We start from the raw sequence: 19,226 nt of genomic DNA, 5'->3' as shown, positions 1-19,226 counted from the left end.
AGATGAAAGTATAACTAAGATTGTTGAAAACGGGAAGAAGCATGTTGTTGAGAATTTTTCACTTGATAAAATGGTAAATGCTTACTTTGAGATATATAAATCATTATTAAATAGATCTTAAAAAATAATTAATATTAGTATTTTTTAAGAAAAATGAGGAGGAATATTTGGATAAAATTGCACTAGAAGGCGGAAAGCCTCAAAGAGAAGATTTTTTGGTTTTTGGAAAACCTAGAATTGAAGAAGATGAAATTGAAGAAGTAGTTAAAACACTTAGATCTGGATGGATTTCAACAGGTCCGAGAGTAAAAGAGTTTGAAGAAAGGTTTTCTGAGTACGTTGGTATAAAAAACTGTATTGCTCTTAATTCGTGCACGGCGGGTCTTTTTCTTGCACTTTTTCTTGCAGGTATTAAAGGCAAAGATGAAGTTATTACTACCACACTTACCTTTGCATCAAGTGCGAACGTTATAGAGCATTGTGGTGCAAAACCTGTGTTTGTTGATATAAAAGAATCAGATCTCAATTTTGATGAAGATCTCATCGAATCGAAAATAAATGAAAATACTAAGGCAATAATTTCTGTGCATATGGCTGGAAATTCTTGTAATATTGAGAAGATTAGTACTATTGTAAAAAAATATAATTTAATCTGGATTAATGATACAGCCCACGCTATTGAAACAGAATGGGATGGCAAAAAAATTTCTCATTATGGAGATTTCTCAAGTTACAGCTTTTATGCTACAAAAAATATTACTACAGCTGAAGGCGGTATGTTGGTTGTAAAAGATGATAACCTCTATGCGAGAGGGAGAATATTATCACTGCATGGTATATCAAGAGATGCTTGGAAAAGATATTCTTCTGAAGGTTTCAAACATTATGAAGTTGTTGAGCCTGGATTTAAATACAATATGACCGATATTCAAGCTGCTTTAGGCATAAAGCAATTGGAAAAGATAGAGAAATATTGGAAAATTAGAAATGAAATTGCAAATATGTATATCAAAAAATTTTCGGAAGTTGAGGAAGTAGAACCTATTGAATATTCATTTGATAGAAGAAGACCTTCTTATCACCTTTTTATTTTAAAACTTATTGATAATAGCATTTCAAGAGATTTTATGATGGATGCCTTGAAACATGAAAATATTGGAACTGGAATACATTATTTGCCGCTTCATATGCAAAGATATTATAAAGAGAAATACTCTTTGAAAGAAGACAACTTTCCTATTGCTACAAAGATAGGCAAACAAATCTTTTCTGTTCCGATAGGTGCAAATATTACAGAAAAAGATGTAAATGATGTGGTTTGTGCTATCAAAAAGATTATTTATTTTGCTAAGAAAAAGGTATTTTGATATTTTAAACTAGAAAGGAATATTTAATGTTTTCTAAGATCAACAATTTCTCTCTAAAATTTAATACTTCAAAGAAAATTTTGGTCATTGGTGACATTATGCTAGATGAATATTGGTTTGGAGATATGGAAAGGATTTCTCCAGAGGCACCAGTGCCAGTTTTAAAATATATCAATAGTGAATTTAGACTTGGGGGGGCTGCAAACGTTGCAAAAAATTTAACTGCTTTGGGAGCAAATGTTTCAATTGTTGGAATTGTAGGGGATGATGCCCAATCCAGCAAGATTAAAGAGCTTCTGTGTGATTCAAATATAGATACTTCAGGCTTGATTGTTTCTAAAAAGAGACCAACAACAAGAAAACTTAGATTAATTGCAAGGAAGCAACAAGTTTTGAGAGTGGATAGTGAAGACTCAAGTAATATTGATAACGATGAACTTGAGGAGGTAATAAAATCCTTAAAGGAGCAGATACTTGATTCTGGTGCTATAATAGTTTCCGATTATAGAAAGGGAATTATTACTAAAGAGATAATTGATTTTTTAGTAAATTCAATTGATGATAGAATATGTGTAGCCGATTCAAAAGCCAAAAATTATCTATTATTTAAAGGATTTACGACAGTTGCCCCGAATCTTAAAGAAGTTGAAGCTATTTTTGATAAGAAATTAGTCAGTGAAGAAGATATTGTTAGTTGTGGTCGAGAACTTTTAAGGCTTCTTGGTAGCAAAGCTGTGCACATTACAAGAGGGGCAGATGGCATATCTCTTTTTACTCAGGATCTAACTGTGAATTTTCCCGCTTTTTCGAGCGAGGTATATGATGTGACTGGTGCTGGAGATACCGTTACAGCAGTTTTGACTTTATCTTTAATGTCTGGTTTTGATATGATACATTCAACATTTTTGGCAAACGTTGCTGCTGCAATAGTTGTGAGAAAAGTGGGAACGTCGACTACTAATATTCATGAGATAGAAAGATATCTTAGAGAAGAGGAAATTAAAGATTTATATAATAAAATTGTTTTAAATTCTCAAACAAATGGCTAAATTTAAATATTTTATAAGTATAGACAAGTTTGAAAGGGAGTTTGAAATTGAAAAAAATTTCAGATATTTTTAGAACCTTTGATGAGATATTGCCTTTAGTAGAGGATAAAAAAGTTGTCTTTACTAACGGATGTTTTGATATCATTCATGAGGGACATATTAGACTTTTTGAATTTGCCAAGAGTTTGGGAGACTGTTTGGTTGTAGGGATAAATTCTGATAGTTCAGTACGAGCCTTGAAAGGTAATTCAAGACCGATAAATAGTGAATCAAGTAGAGCCTATACGGTAGCCTCGATCAGGTTTATAGATTATTGTTTTATATTTAATGAACTTAATCCAATATCTTTAATTGAAAGATTAAAGCCCTTAATTCACGTAAAGGGTGGAGATTATAAAATTGAAGAATTACCTGAAACTGAGGTAGTACGTCATTATGGTGGTAAAGTAGTAATATTTCCATTTTATAGAGATTTTTCTACGACAAATATTTTGAAAAAGATAAAAAGCCTTTGAAAGAGCTCTGTTTATTTGCATTTAGTTTATAAATTATTTATGATAATAAGGAATAATTTATTTCTGAGGTGATAATGAAAGTTTTAATTTTTGGTGGAACCGGATTTATAGGTAAAAGAGTTGTAAAGTTGTTGCTTGAGAAAGGAAATAGGGTGATTATCTTTTCTCATAAAAGAAAACTTTATGAAGAAAAGGGCGTCGAATATATAAACGGAGATATATTAGATAAAAATGCTATAAAGGAAGCTTTAAACTTAGACCCAGATTTAGTTATTAATCTTGTTGGTATAATTAGAGAGATTCCAAAAAGAGGAATTACTTTTAAGGCAATGCACTTTGATGCTGTAGAGAAATTAGTAAATTCTTTATTAGATTTTAATAACAACATCCCTCTGATACAAATGAGTGCTAATGGGGTTGAAACTGGAAAAGATATTACTGATTATTTTAAGTATAAATATAAAGCTGAAGAAAAAATAAAATCTAGCGGTTTGAAATATGCAATTATCAGACCATCAATTGTAATTGGTGAGGACGAAGGTATTGTAAAGGATCTTTCTTCTATTTTGAAATTTGGTATATTCCCTTTACCAAAGATTAATGTAAAATTTTCTCCAATTAGAGTAGAGGTAGTTGCGGAGAGGATTGTAGGAATAGCAGAAGATATTTTGAAAGGTAAATTAGAATCAAATGTAATAAAGTTATGCGGCGAAGAAGAGATGAATTTTAGAGAACTTATTGAGTATATAGCAAGTATTAATAAAAAAAAGGTTATCTTTATTCCAACCCCTCTACTTTTATTTAGAATAGTAGCCTTTTTGGGAGACAAGTTTAGCTTTATACCATTAAACACAACTACTTTAAAAATGCTTCTTCAAGGAAACATTTGCTCAAATAATACAAATTATGTAAGATATTAAAAAATTTAGTTCATTTGAGGAGGTATATTATTTGTGGAAGAAATTTCAAAGTTTAAAATTACGAGAAGAGGATATGGTCTTGACGAAATTGCTTTAAGGCCAACAGAACGGACTATTGATCCAGAAGATGTTGATATATCTGTTAAAATTGGTTGCTATGAATTTGATATTCCTGTTATTGCTTCGGCAATGGATTCTGTAGTAAATCCTCATATTGCTGTTGAACTTTCAAAGTATGGTGCCTTAGGCGTAATTAATCTACAAGGTATTCAGACGAGATATGATGATCCAGTTCCTGTTCTTGAGGAAATTGTTGCTGCCTCTACGGATGATTTTGTAACTGTTATGCAAAGACTTTATGAAGAGCCTATTAAACCAGAATTAATAGTAAAAAGAATCCAGGAAATAAAATCTCAGGGTGGAATTGCTGCTGTATCAAGTGTTCCACAAATGGCTGCTGAATTTGGTCCAATCGCAAAGGATGCTGGTGCCGATATATTTGTTCTTCAAGCGACTGTTATTGCTCCTAAACATATAAGTAGTAGGGGTAATGTTTTAAATATAAAGGAATTTTGTTCTATGATGGAAATACCTGTAATTGTCGGAAATACAGTTGGATTTTCCTCTACTATTGGTCTTATGAGACAAGGAGCGAGTGCAGTTTTAATAGGGGTAGGGCCTGGCGCCGCATGTACTACGAGAGGAGTGTTAGGCATCGGGGTTCCTCAGGCTACTGCTATAAGTGAAGCTGCAGCTGCAAGGGATATGTTTTTTAATGAAACTGGAAAGTACATACCTATAATTGCAGATGGAGGTATGGTAAATTCAGGTGATATGATAAAGGCTCTTGCTGTTGGTGCTGATGCAGTGATGATAGGTTCACCTATAGCAAGAGCTCAAGAAGCTCCTGGTATGGGATTCCACTGGGGTATGGCTACGCCTAATGCTGTCTTACCTAGAGGTACAAGAATAAGAGTTGGTACTGTTGGTACGCTTAAAGAAATACTTGTTGGTCCGGCTAGGTTTGATTACGGTTGTCACAATATAGCAGGGGCTATGGTTTTGTCATTGGCAACTCTAGGGGTAAAGACTATTAGAGAATTACACAATGTTGAAGTAATTGTTGCACCATCTCTTCTTACTGAAGGGAAGGTTTATCAAAAAGCTCAAAAGCTTGGGATGGGTAAATAATGTCCTCGGATAAAGACTTTATAGCAGTTTTAGATTTTGGTTCGCAATATAGTCAGCTTATAGCAAGAAGAATAAGAGAATGTTCTGTTTATTCAGAACTCTTTCCTCCAACTATAAGTGCTCAAGAGCTTAAGAAGTTAAATCCAAAGGGTATCATCCTTTCAGGAGGACCAAGTTCTGTTTACGATGAAGATGCTCCAAAGATAGATCCAGAAATATTGAATATTGGCATACCGATTTTAGGTATATGTTATGGTATGCAACTTATTTCGCATCAACTTGGTGGTCAAGTAGAACAGGGACAAAAACATGAATATGGTAGGACAAAAATAAAGTTTGAGGCTAATAATTTACTTTTTAAAAATGTTACAAACGAAATTAACGTATGGATGAGTCATGGGGATGAAGTAAAGGTTTTACCAGAAGGATTCTTCTCTCTTGCTGTTACTGAAAACGAAAAACTTGCAAGCGTGTATTCTCCTGAAAGAAATATTTATGCAGTTCAATTTCATCCTGAGGTAGCTCATACGGAACAAGGACAGATAATTATAAGAAATTTTGTGTTTGATATATGTAAAGCCAAGCCTACGTGGTCGATGACTACTTTTATACAGGACTCTATATCTCAAATTAAAGAGATGGTTGGTAACCAAAAGGTTATATGTGCGCTATCAGGTGGGGTAGATTCTAGTGCTGCTGCTGTTTTGGTACATAAGGCTATTGGTGATAATCTAACTTGTTTTTATGTTGATACTGGACTTATGAGAAAAAATGAAAATAAAGATATAAAAAGAATCTTTGATGAGCAATTCCACTTAAATGTTAAGTTTATAGATGCCAGAGAAAGGTTTTTGACAAAGCTGGAGGGAGTCGCAGACCCAGAACTTAAAAGAAAGATTATAGGCGAAGAATTTATAAGAACATTTGAGGATGCAATAAAAGGAATGGGAGATTTTGATTGGTTAGTACAAGGAACTCTTTATCCTGATGTAATAGAAAGCGCTGTAAGCGTGGGTGGCAAGGCAGTAAGGATCAAATCTCACCACAATGTTGCTGGGCTACCTAAGGATATGAAATTTAAGCTTCTTGAGCCATTTAGAAATTTGTTTAAGGATGAGGTAAGAAATCTTGCCCTTAAACTCGGTTTGCCAGAAGAAATTGTATATAGACATCCATTTCCCGGTCCAGGTCTTGCTATAAGAATTGTAGGGGAAATAAGTAGGCAAAAATTAAGAATTTTAAGAGATGCTGATGCAATTGTTAGAGAAGAGATTTTTAACGCAGGGTTGTATAGAGATGTATGGCAAGCCTTTGCAATATTGTTGTCGATAAAAAGCGTAGGTGTTATGGGTGATAGACGCACATATTCATATCCAATAGTACTAAGAATTGTTTCGAGCGAGGATGCTATGACTGCAGATTGGTCGAGAGTTCCATATGACTTGCTTGACAAAATCTCTAGAAGAATTGTAAACGAGGTTGAAGAAGTGAACCGAGTTGTTTATGATATATCTTCTAAGCCTCCAGCAACAATAGAATGGGAATAATGGAAATAAGTTTAATTCTTTTATTAAGAAATATTTTATAATATAGATATGTTTATATATCTTAATGTAGGGAGTAGAAAAAATATGTGTATTTTAAAGGAATTTAATATATGAATAAGTTTATTCTTAGTTTTTTTGTACTGTTTATACTAGTTTCTTGTGCATATGCACAAGAACAGACTCCAGTAAGTGCTTCAAAAATATTAGATGCAGATATTAGTGTTGCAAAAGATTTAAAAATTATCGTTGATGGAAAGGAAGTAAGAAGTGACGTTCCTCCTGTGGTTAGGTATGGGTTAATTTACGTTCCAGTGAGATTCGTATCAGAAGCACTGAATGCGACTGTAACGTGGGATGAAAGGCATAGAACTGTCAAAGTTTCGTTGGGCGACAAAAGCATAGAATTTTATATTGAAAGCTCGCAAGTTAGCGTAAATAATAAAGAAGAGAGAATGCTCGCTCCGGCTTTTATCTATCAAGATAGAACGATGGTGCCACTTGAGATTACAGCGCTTAACCTTGGTGCAAGTGTGGAAAAGATTAATAATACAATAAATATCGGGCTTAATAAGGGGCAGCAGCAAAATCAGAGTGCCGTGCCTAACAATGTATCTCTTAATATGCCAAATCCTCCAGTAATTGAATATGGGATACCGTTATTGTGGTTTATGGGTGTTTTATTCTTATTTTTTACAATTTTTAAAGAATGGTTAAAAAAAAGGAATTCTTAAACTTGTAAAGATAATTAATTTTTGCTATTAGTATCATATTAGATTACAATTTAATTTGGTGAAAGGTGAATTTAAATATGAGAGAAGCGAGTTTAAATACAAAAAAAACTTTCTTGTCAGGATTTGTGAAGGAAAGAATAGACCTTGTTATGATATTCTTTTTGCTCTTAATAGTAACTCCTTTAGTTTATTTTGTTGCGCGGAGTACTGTTTGGGCAGCAATAGTTCCGGTTGGTGCTGGATGGGCTGGTCTGATTTCAAAAGAGACGCCACAGGAAAAACTTATTACAATGGGCGGAGTAGCTCAAGGTTTGGGGCTAGTTGTAACTTTGTATGGTTTGGGACAGGTTATTGGACCTGCTATTGCTGCACATAATGTTGAAATGGTAGGGTATGGTGTTTCTATTAAAATTGAGGCGACAATTACTGGTCTTTTAATATCAGTAATTTTGTCTGCTGTTTCAGCTCGACTTAGTTAAAATGGCCTCATCTAAGAGACGTATCACGTTCCTTATGCCCTTTATCGATTTTGCATTTATGTTGGTAATTGTATTTGTTGCTTTGTTATCTATTGCTTATTTTAAACCTCAAGAAACTTCACAAAATAATCTTGAACAACAACTTCAACAAAGTCAAGAAATGATTGCAGCTCTTGTGAAAGAAAATAATATGTTAAGAAGTAAGCTTCCAGTAAAAGAACAAAATGTTTATGAAAATCAAAACCAAATTACTCAAGGGGAAAGGCAAAAACTTTTGGCACAGATCGAGCAGCTGCAAGCAAAGGTTGCAGAACTACAAGCTAAAAATGAAGTCCTTCAAAAAGAATTGAAGGGGAAATTTGGTTCAAGTGAATATATCGATATAAGAAAATAACTAAATTTAAGGGGTATGAGATATTATAAAATTTAGAAATTTAAACAATAAAAAAATATGCGAATTTTTGTTTGTTTTTCTTTTCTTCACTAGTATCATTAATTTACATAATTTTGCATATGCTGATGTAGTAAATCTATCTCAGGAGATTATTCAAATTTGGGAAAAGAAAGCAGATGATCTTTCTTACAAATATTTTTATTCATTTTCGAGAGGTAATTTACCGAAATTAAAGCCTCTTTCTGAAGAAGAGTCTCTAAAGGCTATGTACATACTTGGGCATGCTCAAGATGTTCCAAAGGAACTTTTTGCTGCTTATCTTAATGCTGAACAAAGATTAAAGGATGAATCAGTGCCTATTGATGATCCTGGTTTTGAAAATGCCTTAAACAATATTGTGAATAAAAGGCTTCTTCATTTTCTCGATATTAGGAGAGCATTAGAAAAGGTTGACTATTTTCCAGATCTTTATAATGTAAAAGAAACAAGTATCTATGGTTTAGATTTTTTGCCGCTACAAGTTAGAATGATAAGATTTGCCTATTCTCAGATTGAAATTATGAATAAGGGTGTAAGTCAGGCTCAAAAGTACTATCTTTTGACACTTTTAGACCAAGATCCTCCCCCTGATTTTAATTCTTACAAAGTATTTATTGGTGATTTTTTTAAAAAACTTAGCAAGGTATATTTGATGTGAGCGCAAATTCTATGATTTTTAAAAAATTTAATATTAAGTTTTTTGGCATATTGTTTTTTGCAGTATTTATATATTTTATTTTATTCTCTCAAAATTTTGCTGGGGCTGATCCAGAAGATAATATAGTATTCAGAACTCAAAATGGCATAGTTGTTGTTTTTGGAACGGCTAGTGAATTATACTCTTTGGAAGATTCTTATAAAAAGGATGCAAAGAAAATTGAAAACATCTATGATTGGGTTAAAAAAGCTTATCCCAATCTCAAAGTAGAGAGATATAGTCTCTATATGTCTTATAAATTTGGAAAATGGGGGCTTGATCTTCAAGTTAGGGAAGCAGAAATAATGGGCATAATTCCTGATATTGAAGGACTTTCTCTTGGTGATGCAAAAATGATACTTGAAAGAATGGGCTTTGAAATTTTGAATAGTCTAGAGCAAAATCCAGTTAAAAAGAGGGCAGTTTTCCTTGAAGGGACATCTGCTAAAGACAAAATACATATCTTCTTTGAAGGATTTATTTATCAAGGGTCATGAGATTTAATACTGATATAAATCTTAATAAAAAGATAGCGTATTATAGGAAAGATAATAATATTTTTGACTTTATAGCCCTTAAAGAGAAATTATATCAATTGAGCTTATTGTTATTAAATAAAAGGAAATACTTTTTGGGATCTTTTTTGCGCAGATTAAATTTTTTTAACTTTAATAAGAATATTTTTACATGTACGTTCTTTTTCCTTGCTGTTAGCGTATTTATGTCAAACAACTTTTCTTATGCGAGTGTAAATATGATTATGGATACAGATAGCGCAAAAAGCGGTCAAATTCTCTTAATAGATGGAAAGGTGTACACATATCAAGACAAAGAAGCTAAAACTAATGTTACAAAAACTATAAAGATTGGAAACGAGACAATTGAGATAACTTATAAAAATTTACAAAAACCGGGTAAAAGTTTTATGGTACCAGTTGGTGTAACAGATAAAGCTCTTTCAGAAGGGGCAAGAATTCCTGTACTTATGGCTAATGGTAAAATTGAATATATTACTATTCCTCGTCAAAGAAATACGTTGTTTCCTAGCAACATATATTTACCTGTTGCGAAAGCAGGAGAAATTGGCAGTCCACCTGGAAGACTTGTTTTGGGAGTGGTTCCAATAATTACTAAAAGGTTGAATATTACATGGTCAGATACTGCCAATCAGGGTTTTGTTATAAATTTTGACTATTCAGGACAAGTAGGTGGTTCGATTTATGATACTACGAATAGACTCCATAAACAGGACTATTCTTTTTGGGCAAACTTTAATAACACTCATATAAGTGATCAATACATCCTTGGAAAGGCTGATCCTACTGTGGGTTATATTGAGCAACATGTGCCAATTGAATCTTATAAAGGTGATTTGTCAAAAATTGGAAACAACGTAATTACAAACGTTTCTTCTGATATAAGATTAGATTACAGTAAAGCAAGAGAAAGGAGGACTTTAATTGGAGCTAATTTTGATTGGGATACCAAGAATGCTCATTATGAGTGGGGATACTTTGATAGCATAATGTTTACAAAGCCTCACTTTGCTTGGAGATGGGATCTTTATAAATCCAAGGATCAGGATAATCCTGAATATCTTGGTTTTTATGGAAGACTAGATAATTTTGATTTTACTTCTCAAAGGGGAAGTGTAAACAGTTTTTCTTCAAATACGGGATCATTTACTGGCGGTTTTGAAAAGATTGGTGCAATGGTCGAATGGGATAATTTTATAAAAAATACTTATTTGCGAGTTGGAAGTATTCATTTGGATCCTAATGATGACTTTTATATGAGGGCAGATAGATATCTGAATACAAATATTGAATACGAAACAACCATTGGTAGACCAGTAATACTTGGTATAAATTCAAATAGATTTGGCGGTTACGCATATTCCTCATATTATACTGTAGGTAGGAATTCTTGGATTAATTTAAGGCTTGATCTTGATTATTACCTTGGTAAAAATTGGATAATTCGTTTTAGGGGACTTGATGACAATCTACGGACAGGTGGACAAGCAGTTGACCCTTTTTGGGAGAGAAGAAATATATATATTATGAAATATGCAGATATCTTAAGTAAAAAAGATATTTTAAACAGGCTTGGTCTGGATTTTGTATTTTCAGAAGTTGAGTTTTCTAGAAGTGAATCTGGGGCTCCCTTTGATACGAAATATTATATTGGTTTTACAAAAACTATTCCAATACCATATCCATGGATAAGAATGAGCCAAGGATTTAGATTTACTATAGGCTTGGCTGCAACGCCAATAGAATTTTACATGGTAAATCAAAAAAATACTAGTGGAAATGGTAGAAGCTGGTCATTTGGTGCGACTTTAAGTATTTTGTCGTTTTAAAGGTTTGTTTAAATATTATGGAGAAAAAGAGATTATTGATAGCTATTACAGGACCTCAGGGTGCGGGAAAAAGTGAAGTATTGAACTTTTTAAAAAGTTTAGGATTTGAAGTGTATTGTGCTGATACTGTAGCCAAAAAAGTTTTCTATGAAAATTTTCAAGACATTTACGATATGTTTAAGGCTTATTTAAGCAAAGAAAAAAATCTTGATATTAACGTACTTAGAAGAGAAATTGCTTTAATTATTTCTAAAGATAAGCTGATGAAAAAAAGACTTGAAGATTTTATGTGGCCCAAGATAAAAGAATGTTTAAAAAAATTACTAAATAATAAGGAGAAAGTTGTTTTTGTTGAAATTCCACTACTTTTTGATGCTAATATGGAAGAAAATTTTGATATTATATGGATAGTTGACGCTCCTTTTGATGTTAGATTGAAGAGATTGATTGAAAGTAGAGGATATAGTGAAGAAGAGGCAAAAATTAGGATGAATATGCAATGGCCTCCCTCCAAATCAAAATCGATAGAAAAATGTAAAGTTCCTATTTACTACATTGATGGTAGTAAAAACATAGAAGAAGTCAAAAAGAGAGTATTAGAGCTTTTAAACTCTCTTTAAATGGTATGCTTCCTCAAAAGAAGGGAAAGTTGAATTTATTACATCAAAGTGATATCTGTTTAAAGATTCAATTATAGTATCTTTTATATTTGCATACTTTCTAACAAACTTAGGAACTTTATTTGGATTGATACCCAAAAGGTCTTGCCATACTAGTACCTGTCCATCTACAAATCTGCCTGCACCTATACCAATAGTTGGTATTCTTAATTCTTTTGTAATTACTTCAGAAATCTCTTCAGGAATTGCTTCTAAAAGAACACAAAAAGCTCCGCATTCCTCAAGTTTTTTGCTAGCGCTTACAATTTTGTCTGCTTCTTCTTTCGTATTTGCTTGGATTTTAAATCCACCAAATTTAAGTACGTGCTGAGGAGTTAGACCAATATGGCTCATAACTGGTATGCCTATACTACTTAATCTTTCGGTAACTTCAGGTATAGGATATTCAAAACCTTCTATTTTTACTGCATCAGCACCTGCTTTTATAAGCTTTCCTGCATTTTCTATTGCGTCTTTTATATCAATTTGATATGAAAGAAACGGCATATCTGCAACAATCATCTTGTTTGGTGCACCCTTTTTTACGGCTTTAAGGAAAATTAGCATTTCATCTATTGTTACGTTAAGGGTATTTTCATGACCAAGCATTACCATGGCCAAAGAATCTCCAACAAGTATGACATCTATTTCTGTCATAGAAACTAACAAAGCACTTGTATAATCATAAGCTGTAACCATTGAAAACTTTCTTACACCTTTTAATTTAGTTATATCAGGTGCATAAAGTTTTTTATCCATAATGCTTTTCTTATAGAAGCTTTCTACCTATAGACTTTATAGTGATAGTGGGCATTTTAGTTTCTCTTTCCTTTTGATTGGCACTCAGGGCAAATGCCTATAATATCTATGTTTATAGATTCAACTTTAAAGCCCTTTAAATCAAAATCTTTCATATCAAGTTTATACTCATCACTTACATCAACTATTTTCCCACATTTTGAACATAGGAGATGTGGATGGACTTTTGTATTTGCGTCGTAATGAGCTATACCTTTGAAATCTATTCTTCTTATTTCACCATCTCTTTCAAGTTGGTCTAATGTCCTATAAACTGTACCAAGACCCATCCTTGGCATCTCCTTGGTTGCGTTTTGATAAATCCAAAGCGCATCCGGGTGTGATTTTGTGTTTCTTAAGATTTCTATTATAAGCTTTCTTTGTGGTGTCATTCTCATTTTACTTCACCCTTATTCTATAATTAATTAACTGGCTTTTTTAGTCACTTTAAAAACTTGCCTACAAGAAAACACTCATCAGATATATTTTATCACAAACTTAAGTAGGAAAAATTATTTTTCCTTCTCTAAAGACACCTTTTCAAAAGAGTTCTCTTCTTTACACTCAGGACATTTTTTCGGTTTACATCTACTTTCCTTTATATAACCGCACTTTTTACATTTGAAGATTGCCATCCTTTTTCACTCTCCTTCATTATTAATTCTAATAATTAATTTTATATTATATCACTTTAATAGACTATTTATGTTAAAGTTTAATTAAAAAATTCTATCTATTTATAAACAATAATGTAATAGGTTTTTCTTGAATAGATATTTATTCTTAAAGAAACCTCTTAGAATAATTATGTATAGTTTGAAAACTATATCAAAATATTTATGACCAGTAAACAATGATCATCTTGCTCTTTTAAAAGTTTCTATTAATCTTGTTGCTGATTCTATATAATGTTTCAGTGGACGATGACCTTATTTTCTTAAAACAAAATAAATATTTAGTATAAGATTATTTTAAACTTAAAAATTTATAATTAAAAAAAGCTAAATAGAATTGAGGTGAAATATGGATCAGACAATGGGTTTGGGGCAGACATTTTTTGGATTGTTCCTTGCATTTGTGCTTGGTACACTTATAGGGGTTGAGCGTCAATGGCGACAACATCCTGCAGGCTTGAGGACTAATACGCTGGTTGCCCTTGGGGCTGCTATATTTGTTGACCTTGGGCTTCGTATGGGAGGAACAATTAATGATATAAGAGTAGTTGCATATGTTGTTTCTGGAGTAGGATTTTTAGGTGCAGGTGCTATTATGAAAGAGGGTATAAACATAAGGGGTATAAACACTGCTGCCACTCTTTGGTGTTCTGCGGCAGTTGGTGCCTGTTCTGGAGCCCAACAGTGGATGCCAGCTGCTATGGCTACTATTTTTGTCTTGCTTGCTAACACATTTCTAAGGACAATTGTTGGGGCTGTAAATAATTTACCTATATTAACTGCAAACGATTTTATTATCTCTGTTTGTGCTGGAGTAGAGCACGATAATGAGGACAAGGTTTTCAACATAATAAGAAAGCTTTTGAGACAACTGGGATATTCTGTAAAAAATATGAGAATAGAGTCGTCAAAAGAAGGTGAAAGCAAAATAATATTTAATATTTTATCAGGCGATATAAATGAAGATGATCTAAAGGATCTTCTGGAAAGGCTTAAGCATACAAACTACGTAAAATACGTTAATTGGAGCCAGAGGGCAAAAGAACAATAGTAATTCTCTAATTTTTTATTATATGAATAGATTCTGGGGAAATATAGACGCTTGTTATTTTGCCTATATTAATTTTATGCTTTCTGATTGTTTCCTGAAGAGATATTGCTTTAAGAGAAATTTCGCCATTTAAAAAAATTTTATAGTAAAAATCAGTTTGAACAATATCGTCAACTTTAAGTCGTAGTAAGTTTTGATGTTTATCGTTTTTCTCTTCTAGTTCTTTTAAAAAGACAATGTCTTCAGATCTAATACAAAGAAAAACTTCTTTGTTAACTGAAATCTCTTCTTTTGAATATATTTCGAGTATAACTTGTTGATGTTTTGCTTTAATAGAGTATAATTCTGAAGATATCCTTTTGACTGATATTATTATGGCAGGAAATATATTTTCTATCCCTATAAAATCTGCTACAAAAACAGAATTCGGTTTTCTAAATATTTGATCCTTCTTACCTACCTGAATTAGCCTTCCATCTTTAATTATTCCAACAAGATCTCCCAAGGTAAATGCTTCAACGTGATCGTGGGTTACATAGATTGCGCTTAAAGAAAGCCTTTTTAGAATATGTAAAAGTTCATCTCTCAAATTTTCTCTTGTTCGGGCATCAAGGGCTGACATAGGTTCATCAAACAAGAACATTTTAGGGTTCGTAATTAAAGACCTTGCTAAGGCAACCCTTTGTTTTTCTCCACCGCTTAAGTTAGAGGGGTATCTGTCCAAAAGGTTTTCAATGTGAAGCATTTTTATTATCTCTTCTGGATCTAAATTCGTTTTCTTATATTTTTTTGAAAATTTAATAGGGGAGAGTATGTTCTCTTTAACTGTCCAGTGAGGGAAAAGCGCAAAATCTTGAAACATAAAGCCTATCTCTCTTTTTTCTACTGGCAATGTGGTGATGTTCTGGTTATCAAGATAAATATGGCCACTAGTGGGTGTGTAAAAGCCTGCAATAGTTTCTAATAAAAGCGATTTACCTGCGCCGCTAGGCCCTAAGATTGTCAAAATCTGACCTTTTTCTAATTCAAAAGATATATTCTTTAAAAGAAAATTTTCAATTTTTGCTTGAATATTTGAAACTTTAAGAAAGCTCACTGTATGTCTATGATCTCGATTTGTTAAAATTGGTTAAATAGCGAAATAGTATAAAGGTTGAAATAGTAACAAGTAATAGCAATAATGCGGCGGCAGAGGACTGTTTTAAGCCACCTGTGAGAAAGAGCTCATAGATTTTTACAGGCGCCGTTTCTGGGTGATATGCTAGTATAATAACTGCTCCAAATTCGGCAATAGATCTGGCGTAGGTAAGAACTATACCGCTTAAAATATATCTAAAGGCGAGCGGGAGAGATATGTAGAAGAAAACTTGACTATTTGAGGCTCCGAGAGTTCTGGCGGCTTTTTCTATTCTTATATCAACGCTTTCAAAGCCTAATCTTGCAGAATTTACCATATATGGCAAGCTTACAAAGAGCATTCCAACTATTATTCCAAATATGGTTCCCCAAAAGCTAATTCCAAAATTTTGTGTTATGCGACCTATTGGGCCTGTTCTGCCAAAAACAAATAACAATGCAATACCTGCAACTGTATGAGGAACAGCAAGAGGAAGATTTACTATAGCCTCAACCAGTGATTTATAGGGGAATTGACTTCTTGCTAGGATGTATGAAAGGGGGGTTCCAAAAATAGCGGCTATAATTGCAGTAATGAAAGATGCTTCTAAACTTAAAAATATTGAGTGAGTAACGTCGGGCATTTGAGCTGCTTTTAAAACAAGATCGATTGGTTGTTCAAATAGCATTTCTAAAAGAGGCAATAGAATAAAGCCTAAAATTACCATTGCGAACAACCAAAAGCTTAGAAACAACCAGTTAAAATGTATCCTCTTACTGTTCAACATATTTTTCATATTGTTATTTTGGCCACTCACTTACAAATTGTTTGAGTTCGGCTGGAACCTTAGATATATCATTTGCATATGGTTTTTCTATAACTCCAAAGCCATTTTTCTTCATTATTGCTTGTCCCTCTGGTCCAAGCAAAAACTCAACATACTTTATAGCCCATTCAACATTTTTAGAGTTATTTGGAATTGTTATGGCATATATTATTGGTTTTCCTGAGAGTTCTCCATTCTTTGTGTCTACTACTGCCTCCTTATAAATGTTTGAATATTTTGGATCGCTAAGGTTTATTTGCGCTGGCAATTCTAAGTATTTTAAACGGTGTTGGAGTGCATCAGATTTGTAAATGGCAAGATAATCAATTTGACCAGCTTCAAGTGAGCTTAGTAATTCTGTTTCTGTATCTCTGATATTCTTTTCTGGTGCGTTTGCAAGAATCTTTTCGTAAATGGATGGATCTTTGTAATATTTACAAGCAAGTTTTAACATTTGAAGAGTTTGGTAACCTGATGGATCGGTATTTGGATTTGATCTTCCAATTTGAACGCCCCTTTCTGACAGTATCTTGTACCAGTTGTTTGAATTTATTTCGTTGGCATATTTACTTTTATCAGTATATACGAAGGTAATAGAGTTGTTTGCAAAACCAATATACCAATCGGTATATTTTGTTTGACCATTTTCCCCAAACATATATTTTGGGATTACGTTGTAGTCAGCAACTGCAATAATATCACCTGGCTGATGTAATTCAGTAATCTGTTTTACCATCTTTACGCTTCCGCCAAATTGGGACTTTATTGAAATATTCGGATATTTTTTTTCAAAGGCTTCATCAATTTCTTTAAATGGTCTTGCTAAAGTACCAGCTCCGTAAAGGTATAAATTTACTTTTTCTGTTTGCTGATTAACACCCTTGTTAGAAATCGCACACCCTGCGATAAAGATTGTAGCTAATAACAATACAACGATTGTAGCAATACCCTTTTTCAAATTAAATTCACTCCTTTTTATCTAAAATTATAAGCTGATATTATATTTCTATCCTCCCTTCTATAGGAAAAATTTTGTTTATTTAGAATTTGTGGTATAAATAATTTAGATTTGAGAAAATAGGATAAAAAGGAAGAAAAGAAACCTGAATATAAAGCTAACAAACAAGATAGATTACGCATAAAAATAAAATGCCTCCTTTCCAATAGGGGGCTGCCCAGTTTCCCGAACAACCGTTAAACGGTTCTTTGCCATAGCACAAAAGCCTTAGGACAAAAGAACTCGGAGTAATAATGATTTTATAATAAGAATAGTTTTTTGTAAAATTTTATATTTAGTTTTATTTTAGTTGAAATTTTAACCTTTGAAAATTTATGGATTGATAATTTATTAAGACATTAAAAAAATCCCTACTATAAAATTTATTGTAGGGATTTCTGATACTGGGATAAATTTTAAAAGTTTATAGGCCTTATAAAAGCATTTTTACCGGCATATTTTGCATATTTACCTAACTCCTCTTCAATTCTTAACAGTTGATTGTACTTTTCAACCCTCTCTCCCCTTGCTGGTGCGCCAGTTTTGAGATGTCCAGCACCTATTGCTACAGTGAAATCAGCTATAAAGCTGTCAGTAGTTTCACCGCTTCTGTGAGATACGAAAGTTCCCCATTTTGCGTTTTGTGCGTATCTTACTGTATCAAGTGTTTCTGTAAGGGTACCTATTTGATTTAGCTTGATCAAAACAGAGTTTGCAATATTTTCAGCAATACCTCTCTTAACAATCTCTATATTTGTTACGAATATATCATCACCGACTATCTCAATCTTTTCACCTAAAGCCTTGTTTAAAAGCTTCCAGGAATCCCAGTCATATTCAGCAAGACCATCTTCCAACAATACAAGCGGAAAATTGTTTACGATTTTCTCATAGTATTTTATTATTTTGGCAGGCTCTAACTCTTTCTTTTCTCTTCTTAAAATATACTTTCCATCTTTATAAAATTCGCTTGATGCAGGGTCTAATGCAAACCCAACCTGAGAACCAACCTTTAAACCTGCAATTTCTATGGCTTTGCTCATTAGTTCGAAGGGTTCTTCATTGGATTTTACAAGTGGAGCAAATCCGCCCTCATCTCCTACGCCTACGCTATAGCCCCTCTCTTTTAGTAGGCTCTTAAGGGATTGATAAATTTCACTGCACCACTCGTAGGCTTCTCTAAAGGTGTTCGCTCCGTAAGGAACAATCATAAATTCTTGAAAGTCAGCTCCCTGCCAGTTTGCATGAACGCCACCGTTCATAATGTTCATGCATGGAACAGGTAATGAATTTGCGTTTGGGCCACCTATATATTGATAGAGCGGAAGATTGGAAAAATAACTTGCTGCTCTTGCAACCGCAAGGGATACTCCAAGTATGGCGTTTGCGCCCAACCTGGCTTTATTTGGCGTACTGTCTAATTCTATCATTAAAGAATCGATCTGTCTTTGTTTGGTGACGTCCATGCCTATTAAATTCGGGGCAATTATTTCGTTTACATTGCTTACTGCCTTTAGTACGCCTTTGCCGTGAAATCTTTTTTTATCGTTATCTCTTAGTTCGATTGCTTCCTTGGATCCAGTAGATGCTCCTGAAGGCACTCCTGCTCTAGCAGTTATTCCACATTCTAGAGACAAATCTACTTCTACTGTTGGATTTCCTCGTGAATCTAAAATTTCTCTTGCCTTTATCGACGCTATCCTCTGTTGCATTTTATCCCTCCTAAAAAAGATATTTTAATAAGTATGAAACTATAAAATTTTAATGTCAAGTCAGAATACATTGGCTTTAGTGCATATTTGTATATCTA

General features: G+C 33.1%; 21 protein-coding genes and 1 riboswitch. Of the genes, 14 read left to right on the top strand and 7 right to left on the bottom strand.

Translation table 11 applies throughout. The features are described from left to right. Positions 1–167: 167 nt before the first annotated feature. The 13 genes from ACWIUX_RS04055 to coaE all read left to right on the top strand — a co-directional run bounded on the left by ACWIUX_RS04055 (position 168) and on the right by coaE (position 11,914). A complete protein-coding gene (locus tag ACWIUX_RS04055; RefSeq protein ID WP_448589445.1) occupies positions 168–1,367 on the top strand; it encodes a DegT/DnrJ/EryC1/StrS family aminotransferase in 1,200 nt (399 codons plus the stop codon). A 26-nt stretch (positions 1,368–1,393) separates the two neighbouring features. Next, positions 1,394–2,416: a D-glycero-beta-D-manno-heptose-7-phosphate kinase gene (gene rfaE1, locus ACWIUX_RS04050; protein ID WP_448589444.1), complete on the top strand. Its 1,023-nt coding sequence runs from the start codon at positions 1,394–1,396 to the stop codon at positions 2,414–2,416. A 47-nt stretch (positions 2,417–2,463) separates the two neighbouring features. Continuing rightward, positions 2,464–2,931, top strand: coding sequence for a D-glycero-beta-D-manno-heptose 1-phosphate adenylyltransferase (rfaE2, locus tag ACWIUX_RS04045; protein ID WP_448589443.1), 468 nt, complete (start codon positions 2,464–2,466; stop codon positions 2,929–2,931). A 74-nt stretch (positions 2,932–3,005) separates the two neighbouring features. Next, positions 3,006–3,851, top strand: coding sequence for an NAD(P)H-binding protein (locus ACWIUX_RS04040; protein WP_448589442.1), 846 nt, complete (start codon positions 3,006–3,008; stop codon positions 3,849–3,851). A 33-nt stretch (positions 3,852–3,884) separates the two neighbouring features. After that, positions 3,885–5,042 carry a GuaB3 family IMP dehydrogenase-related protein gene (locus tag ACWIUX_RS04035; protein WP_448589441.1) on the top strand — a complete coding sequence of 386 codons (1,158 nt, stop codon included), beginning with the start codon at positions 3,885–3,887 and terminating at the stop codon, positions 5,040–5,042. After that, the gene (guaA, locus tag ACWIUX_RS04030; RefSeq protein WP_448589440.1) at positions 5,042–6,589 is read left to right on the top strand and encodes a glutamine-hydrolyzing GMP synthase; all 1,548 of its coding nucleotides are present in this window, start codon (positions 5,042–5,044) and stop codon (positions 6,587–6,589) included. Before ACWIUX_RS04035 ends, guaA begins: the two co-directional genes overlap by 1 nt. Positions 6,590–6,699: 110 nt before the next feature. Beyond that, positions 6,700–7,320 (top strand): stalk domain-containing protein, encoded by a 621-nt coding sequence (locus ACWIUX_RS04025; protein WP_448589439.1) that lies wholly within the window; start codon positions 6,700–6,702, stop codon positions 7,318–7,320. A gap of 77 nt (positions 7,321–7,397) precedes the next feature. Then, a complete protein-coding gene (locus ACWIUX_RS04020; RefSeq protein ID WP_448589438.1) occupies positions 7,398–7,799 on the top strand; it encodes a hypothetical protein in 402 nt (133 codons plus the stop codon). Positions 7,800–7,833: 34 nt separating this feature from the next. After that, on the top strand, positions 7,834–8,193 hold the full coding sequence (locus ACWIUX_RS04015; RefSeq protein WP_448589437.1) for a hypothetical protein: 360 nt from the start codon (positions 7,834–7,836) through the stop codon (positions 8,191–8,193). A 67-nt stretch (positions 8,194–8,260) separates the two neighbouring features. After that, a complete protein-coding gene (locus tag ACWIUX_RS04010) occupies positions 8,261–8,890 on the top strand; it encodes a hypothetical protein (RefSeq protein WP_448589436.1) in 630 nt (209 codons plus the stop codon). Positions 8,891–8,901: 11 nt separating this feature from the next. Further along, positions 8,902–9,426, top strand: coding sequence for a hypothetical protein (locus ACWIUX_RS04005; RefSeq protein ID WP_448589435.1), 525 nt, complete (start codon positions 8,902–8,904; stop codon positions 9,424–9,426). 146 nt (positions 9,427–9,572) lie between these two features. Then, positions 9,573–11,294, top strand: coding sequence for a hypothetical protein (locus ACWIUX_RS04000; protein ID WP_448589434.1), 1,722 nt, complete (start codon positions 9,573–9,575; stop codon positions 11,292–11,294). A 35-nt stretch (positions 11,295–11,329) separates the two neighbouring features. Beyond that, positions 11,330–11,914, top strand: coding sequence for a dephospho-CoA kinase (coaE, locus tag ACWIUX_RS03995; RefSeq protein WP_448589433.1), 585 nt, complete (start codon positions 11,330–11,332; stop codon positions 11,912–11,914). On the opposite strand, the gene panB is transcribed toward coaE, so the two are convergent. From panB to ACWIUX_RS03980, 3 genes are all read right to left on the bottom strand, one after another. Beyond that, complete coding sequence (panB, locus tag ACWIUX_RS03990) at positions 11,900–12,712, bottom strand: 3-methyl-2-oxobutanoate hydroxymethyltransferase (protein WP_448589432.1); 813 nt, start codon at positions 12,710–12,712, stop codon at positions 11,900–11,902. The two genes, coaE and panB, sit on opposite strands and share 15 nt — an antisense overlap. Before the next feature lie 56 nt (positions 12,713–12,768). After that, positions 12,769–13,149 carry a Fur family transcriptional regulator gene (locus tag ACWIUX_RS03985; RefSeq protein WP_448589431.1) on the bottom strand — a complete coding sequence of 127 codons (381 nt, stop codon included), beginning with the start codon at positions 13,147–13,149 and terminating at the stop codon, positions 12,769–12,771. Positions 13,150–13,263: 114 nt separating this feature from the next. Continuing rightward, a complete protein-coding gene (locus ACWIUX_RS03980) occupies positions 13,264–13,386 on the bottom strand; it encodes an RCKP-type rubredoxin-like domain-containing protein (protein ID WP_448589430.1) in 123 nt (40 codons plus the stop codon). 388 nt (positions 13,387–13,774) lie between these two features. On the opposite strand from ACWIUX_RS03980, the gene ACWIUX_RS03975 reads away from it, so the two are divergent. Next, a complete protein-coding gene (locus ACWIUX_RS03975) occupies positions 13,775–14,476 on the top strand; it encodes an MgtC/SapB family protein (protein ID WP_448589429.1) in 702 nt (233 codons plus the stop codon). A gap of 7 nt (positions 14,477–14,483) precedes the next feature. Here the strand turns inward: ACWIUX_RS03975 and ACWIUX_RS03970 are convergent, their stop codons facing one another. The 4 genes from ACWIUX_RS03970 to eno all read right to left on the bottom strand — a co-directional run bounded on the left by ACWIUX_RS03970 (position 14,484) and on the right by eno (position 19,128). Beyond that, positions 14,484–15,572: an ABC transporter ATP-binding protein gene (locus ACWIUX_RS03970; protein WP_448589428.1), complete on the bottom strand. Its 1,089-nt coding sequence runs from the start codon at positions 15,570–15,572 to the stop codon at positions 14,484–14,486. Positions 15,573–15,579: 7 nt separating this feature from the next. Then, on the bottom strand, positions 15,580–16,389 hold the full coding sequence (locus ACWIUX_RS03965; protein WP_448589427.1) for an ABC transporter permease: 810 nt from the start codon (positions 16,387–16,389) through the stop codon (positions 15,580–15,582). Between the two features lie 4 nt (positions 16,390–16,393). Continuing rightward, the gene (locus tag ACWIUX_RS03960; protein ID WP_448589426.1) at positions 16,394–17,377 is read right to left on the bottom strand and encodes an extracellular solute-binding protein; all 984 of its coding nucleotides are present in this window, start codon (positions 17,375–17,377) and stop codon (positions 16,394–16,396) included. A 179-nt stretch (positions 17,378–17,556) separates the two neighbouring features. Then, positions 17,557–17,677, bottom strand: a riboswitch (molybdenum cofactor riboswitch). A gap of 155 nt (positions 17,678–17,832) precedes the next feature. Next, positions 17,833–19,128 (bottom strand): phosphopyruvate hydratase, encoded by a 1,296-nt coding sequence (eno, locus tag ACWIUX_RS03955; RefSeq protein WP_448589425.1) that lies wholly within the window; start codon positions 19,126–19,128, stop codon positions 17,833–17,835. Positions 19,129–19,226 lie beyond the last annotated feature (98 nt).

The sequence above is a fragment of the Thermodesulfobium sp. genome (assembly GCF_053498235.1).
Note: the sequence above shows the minus strand (reverse complement) of the source record. Positions and strands in the feature narration are given on the sequence as shown.